Annotated in this window: 4 protein-coding genes; all 4 read right to left on the reverse strand. The window is 48.1% G+C overall.

Features of this window, described 5'->3' with window-relative positions:
- Positions 1 to 850 precede the first annotated feature (850 nt).
- Positions 851 to 2,065 (reverse strand): AAA family ATPase, encoded by a 1,215-nt coding sequence (locus QZP87_RS13480; RefSeq protein ID WP_291323441.1) that lies wholly within the window; start codon positions 2,063 to 2,065, stop codon positions 851 to 853.
- 176 nt (positions 2,066 to 2,241) lie between these two features.
- Complete coding sequence (locus QZP87_RS13485; RefSeq protein ID WP_291323442.1) at positions 2,242 to 2,661, reverse strand: putative toxin-antitoxin system toxin component, PIN family; 420 nt, start codon at positions 2,659 to 2,661, stop codon at positions 2,242 to 2,244.
- On the reverse strand, positions 2,646 to 2,930 hold the full coding sequence (locus QZP87_RS13490) for a hypothetical protein (RefSeq protein WP_291323443.1): 285 nt from the start codon (positions 2,928 to 2,930) through the stop codon (positions 2,646 to 2,648). Before QZP87_RS13490 ends, QZP87_RS13485 begins: the two co-directional genes overlap by 16 nt.
- Positions 2,931 to 3,181: 251 nt before the next feature.
- The gene (locus QZP87_RS13495) at positions 3,182 to 3,412 is read right to left on the reverse strand and encodes a type II toxin-antitoxin system prevent-host-death family antitoxin (RefSeq protein ID WP_291323444.1); all 231 of its coding nucleotides are present in this window, start codon (positions 3,410 to 3,412) and stop codon (positions 3,182 to 3,184) included.
- Positions 3,413 to 3,921: the final 509 nt, after the last annotated feature.

Below are 3,921 nucleotides of genomic sequence, written 5' to 3' on the forward strand. Positions count from 1 at the left end.
AACCTGTCTCAATTGGGGACAGGCACCCCCGCACTTATTTTTCTGAAGGATGATTGACAGGTTTTAAAAATAAGTGCGGGGAGAGCCAGTCCCCGGAGGTCAATATATAAGTTTCGCTGTAGTGTTACTCAGGGACTTTGATTATTTGCTTCGAACCAGGCGGCGAACTTCATGCAGGCTCTGGGTGGTAGCCTGGAGGATCTGAATGAGAAGGTGAAGTAACAGTAATTGATTATGGCCAGTGGAGAAAAGCTCTGCTGGCTTTTTTACCATGAGAACACCGGAGCCTTGCGGATGCTCTGGAATGCGCTTATCGGCAAAACCCCCTGGACTGATCTTGATTATGAAATAAGGAGGGAGTGAGCGGCTCCCTGCCAATTGCCGGAAGAATGCATAAAAATAATTTAATGAGTCCAAAGCCGGTTACCATAATCCCTATTGCCCGAAATAAGCTTGCCCAACGTGGTGTTGACGAAAGTATGGTTTTTGAAACCATACATGAACCAGATCAATTGGTTGAGGGGACAAAGGGGTAGCGCTGTAGCTCAACGCAAATATTTTTTTGATGACAGTATTTATCTGCTCAGGGTGATATACGTGGAAGAGGACAATCAAATTACAGTGTGATTACAGTGTATCTCACGTCCCAGGTTTCCAGATATTGGGAGGAGCAACAGCATGAAGATTGAGTATGATTCAAAGCACGATCTGATGAATATAGAATTTCTCCCAGGGGAGCCCATTGTGGATTCTTTAGTTCTTTGTTAAAACCAGGAACCAGGAACCAGGAACGGCGGCGATGCCGCAGAACCAAGAACGAAGAACTCTCTTCACGGTTCAACCCCCAAACTCAATACAAAAATCCGAACAACCATAGGGGGATCCTTCGTCCTTGGCCGACTTCAATATCATCAACGGCCAAATATCCCCCGGGCAGATCGATGATCCGGTCATCCCTTTTTCCCTTGCCGCCGACCTCAAAGGTCCACTTGCTCTGAACCAGGAAATCACCTCTGGCCGGGACGGTCAATTCTTCATCCACCAGACGGCTGCGAGACAAAGCCGAAGCGATCTGGTTAGCGAAAAAGGTCTCGCGAACAGTGCCGGAATCAGGCTGCTGAGCCAGGGCCACGGCAAGATTGGTATTATCAAGATAAACTTTCTCAGGTTTGGCCAGAGACACGGTCCCTTTACCAGCTTGCCTGACCAGACGCAGCAGTCGGGCCTCCTGCAGTTTCTCAAGATAATCGTATATTGTTGGCCTGGAAATCCCTGTCATACGCGACAACCTGGCAATATCCGGTATCATGGGCACACTGGTGGATATCAGGTAAAGCAGTTTCTTCAACTTGCCGATCTGTCTAATGGCGATGGAGGCCGCAAAAGGCAAATCCATTTCCAGTATCTGCCCCATGACCGCGGTCAATTTCAGCTGATACTGGTCCACACCTTCCAGGAAAAAGGGATAATAGCCATGGTCAAGATATGCCCTGAAACATGGTAAAATCTTGATGCGTCGGACTACGGACCCAGCCAGGGCAACATGATCCACAAGAATCTGAGCCAGGGTCAGCGGCTCAAATTTCTGCTTATGGGCAAACAACAAATATTCCCTGAAGGACAGGCCGTGCAACTCATAAACCAGCGCCCTCCTGCTCAGGTCCGCTGCCTGGGCGCTCATTCTCAGTATTGAGGAGCCGGAAAAAATAACCCGCAGACTGGGGATGGTGTCATGGATGGCCTTTATCTGCCGTGACCAGTCTGCCTGCTTATGGACTTCGTCCACGCATAGCAACTCCCCTCCGTACGCTGCAAAAGACTCGGCAAACTCAAACAGAGGGCGGGCGTCAAAATAAGGATGGTCGATGCTGACATAAGCCGCCTTTCCGCTGTCCCCGTACTGATCCTTTATGCGCTGGAGCAGCATTGTAGTCTTGCCAACCCCGCGAGCACCAACGATCCCCACCAGGTGATGATCCCACTGGATATGCCCGTACTGGTAGCGCTTAGCTTCGCTTAAGTTTGTGAGCAGGGTATGCTGCTGTGAAAAAATATCATCGTCCATTTTATCTGCTTTGACTGGGTTTTATTAAATATGATTCAGAGACTCGTCTGGTTGTGTTGCTTTCATTTTACACTTTTAGTCTGGAAATGTAAAATGTATTTTACACAGGTGTGGCGGGATCGACAAATATTTATCCGTTCTTGTTCGTTCGTCGTTCCTGGTTCTTGGTTAACGAACTAAGAACTGTTCTTGGCCAACCAGTCTGTCAGAAAAACGGCTGGCTCAAGAACGGTGCATTCTTGACGCCATACATCCGGATAGTGACGAATATTTCCAGTAATCAAAGGAACCTTTGCTGCCATAGCCACTTCCAGAAAAGGCGCATCACTTTGATCAGGCAGATCTTTTATATGCTGTCTGGCCAGTACATGCAGGCTTCCCGTGTGCAGATAGTCAAGAATTTGTGCGAGGTCTGAAGACCCAAAGTAGCGGGAGAGTCGTGGAGGGTGCAAAACTTCAGTGTATTCTGCAAGAATACGGTCATCAACAGCAAGATGCAAGGCCCCGGAACGAAGAAAATCCACAAGGCGGCCTGGTGCGCCATGTGGATTAATCATGCCGGAAACAAGAACGTTGGTATCTATGACCACGAGCATCGCCGGTCTCGTCGGCTTTCCTCGATGGCCTGAGCAATGTCGTCATCAGCCGGCGGCAGTGTCTCGGCCCGCCTTCGAACACGTCCTACTGCTGCTGAAAATAGAGCCCGTCGGATTTCGGCCAGGGAACTTTCCATATCACCAGGGTCAATACTGATCATGATCGCCCTGGGCTGCCCATCCTTTGTGATGATCAGCTCGCGGTCCCGCTCCAGTCGTCCCCACAGCTCCCGCGTTTTCTTCAAGTCTTTGACCTGAAGGTAGGTCATACGCAGTCCTTTTTATTTCCTGATTCGGAGATAATATCCTGGGCCATTTATTGTGCAGATGTAAATAATTTACAGCACTCCACCGCCTGTCAATGATTTTTTTTACCCCGTTTTTTAGTGACCCCCATGTGCGCTGGTCGAGCTGACAAAAATCGAGTTATTTTGATCAGCAATGACCTCCCTGGCCTGCACTGAAAGTCTGGGGTCATAAGTAAACCACCACAACAGGGCGTGGGTGTTCAGCAAGAGCTTCACGTCCTCTCCCAAGCGGCAATTGCTTCTTCTGGCAAAGGTTCAAAAAAGGATTCCGTAACCTTGCCAGGCAGCCGTCCGGGCTTGCGCTGATCTACCCTATCTGAAGGAAGAGGAGTCAGAAGGGCATAAGGTTTTCCAGATTTGGCCAGGATGATTTCCTGTCCGGCGTGGGCCAGTTCCAACAGTTTCGAAAAATTGGTTTTTGCTTCATGAACATTGACCATCATGGCATGTACTCCTGTGGACTAACATTGTAGACCAACTTTGTATTTTCATGACATCTGCCACGTCAAGCGCCAAATGTAAACATCATCTTTACACATCGCGTCAAGCGCGAAGTGTGAAGATGGTGTATTTTGATTAAAAAAATCTAAGGTTGCAAAATTCAGTTGGATTCTTAAATTTCAGGGAGTTACATGACTTATGTATGCTATGCTATGATCTGAAATTGACTCCTTAGGGGCATCCTATGGCAACAGGTCTGCTCTTATCGAAAAGGCCGTCCGGGATTTAATTGCGGCCCGGGAAAAACTGGACCGGGATCAAAATGACCTGGAGATTATCAACAAGCAGGCAGATACCCTGAATTCTGAAGCCATGGATGTTCTGTCCTACCAGGTTGATTTGTGAAGCGTGGCCAACTTTAACGGGTTTACAAGATGCACCTGCAAAAAGTCGAGAAAATGAATAATTCAGAAATAAACAATCTACATAAGTCTTTGTTTTTACTGACATC

The sequence above is a fragment of the Desulfonatronospira sp. genome, from assembly GCA_003563255.1.
GTDB lineage: Bacteria > Desulfobacterota > Desulfovibrionia > Desulfovibrionales > Desulfonatronovibrionaceae > Desulfonatronospira.